Annotated in this window: 1 protein-coding gene; it reads right to left on the bottom strand. The window is 76.0% G+C overall.

Translation table 11 applies throughout. The features are described 5' to 3' along the window. Positions 1-63: 63 nt before the first annotated feature. Entirely contained in the window at positions 64-732 is a 669-nt protein-coding gene (locus VR44_RS31585; protein ID WP_045951051.1) for a hypothetical protein, read from the bottom strand. Between the last annotated feature and the right edge of the window lie 38 nt (positions 733-770).

The raw sequence follows: 770 nt of genomic DNA, 5'->3' as shown, positions 1-770 counted from the left end.
CCCGAGGGTCCCCGATTCATCCGCCCCAGCCGGGCAGTTGCCGCCCGCCGGGTACGGCTGTGTTCAGTGGCCGCCCCGCGGGGGCTCGCAGCCGGTGCCGTCGGGGTAGCCGCCGAAGGCCTCCGCCCTGGTGGAGGCACTGCTCATCGTCCCCTCCACACACCAGGGAGAGGCCCCGACATCCACGAGGAAGCCGACGCCGGTGGGGCCGTTCTGGTACGTGCGCACCTTCCCGGCGGCGTAGCCGAGGGAGGTGAGGGCGGTGCGGACACTCTCGGGGGCGAAGTCACCGCGCCGGCGCAGCGGTTCGAGGGCCCGCTCGACGCGTCCGACAGCCGCGAGCCCGTCGCAGCGGCTCTGGCCGTGGAGGGGGAGAGGAACCCTGAAGGCGTGGTTCTCGGCGTAGTGGTCGGCGGGCGGGGCAGCCGGGCCCGAGGTGACCGTCTCCCCGGGCTCCGCCGCCCTGGGGGAGGCGGCGGCCGAGGGCTCCGTGGGCCGAGGCGTGACGGGGGCGGTGGGCGTCGAGGGCGTCGCGGGCGCGTGGCTCTCATCGGGGCAGGGGAAGTCCGCCGGTGCGCTCGGTGCCGCCACACCGGACGGCGTGGGATCCGAACCCCGGTCGGCTCCGGCGGCACCCCCTCCCCGCTGCGTTCCGCACCCCGCCGCCAGCAGCAGCACCACCGCCAACGGCAGCATCCCGAGCCTGGCCCCCGCCTTGCTGAAGGTCGTCATCCCCCGATCTTCCCCCGCGGTCCGGCGGCCTCCATGAG

Source organism: Streptomyces katrae, assembly GCF_000966975.1.
In the GTDB taxonomy this organism is placed as follows: Bacteria; Actinomycetota; Actinomycetes; order Streptomycetales; family Streptomycetaceae; genus Streptomyces; species Streptomyces katrae.
Note: the sequence above shows the minus strand (reverse complement) of the source record. Positions and strands in the feature narration are given on the sequence as shown.